The following is a 508-nucleotide window of genomic DNA, read 5'->3' as shown; positions in this document are numbered from 1 at the left end:
CCCCCGCCGCTGTACCGGGTCAGCCAGATTTTCCTCGGGGTCGGTGATCCGCAAGCCCTGGAGTCGGTGCGCAAGCAGGCCCAGGAGTTGAGCCGCAAGGCCCAGGCCGCGCCGGGAGAGTTCGCCGCCCTGGCGACGCAATACTCCCAGGACCCCGACAGCGCCAAGCGCGGCGGCGATTCCGGCTTGCAGCCTTTGCAGCAACTGGTACCGGAGGTGCGCAACGCGGTGGCGCGGTTGAAGGTTGGCGCGGTCTCGGACGTGGTGCAGAGCGCGGCGGGTTTCCACGTGCTCAAGCTCACCGAACAGCAACCCGCACGGACTGCCAGCCTGGACGAACTGCGTGATCGCCTGACCCAGGCCCTGCGCGCCCAGCGCCAGGAACAGATCGCCAAGGCCTACCTGGAAGGCATGCTCAACACCGCGACCTTGAGCATCGACGGTGCCGTACTCAACCAAGTGCTGGAGGAAAAGCTCTAGGACTGCTGGCGAACTCACGGCCCCCTTC

At 66.9% G+C, this 508-nt stretch carries 1 protein-coding gene; it reads left to right on the top strand.

Annotated features, from left to right (window positions below):
- A partial coding sequence (locus U873_RS0134130; RefSeq protein WP_025132489.1) for a peptidylprolyl isomerase occupies positions 1-480 on the top strand: 480 nt, incomplete at its 5' end.
- Positions 481-508: the final 28 nt, after the last annotated feature.

The organism is Pseudomonas sp. PH1b (assembly GCF_000633395.1).
Classification (GTDB): Bacteria; Pseudomonadota; Gammaproteobacteria; order Pseudomonadales; family Pseudomonadaceae; genus Aquipseudomonas.
The sequence above is the reverse complement of the archived record's forward strand: the minus strand, read 5'-3'. Positions and strand labels throughout refer to the sequence as shown.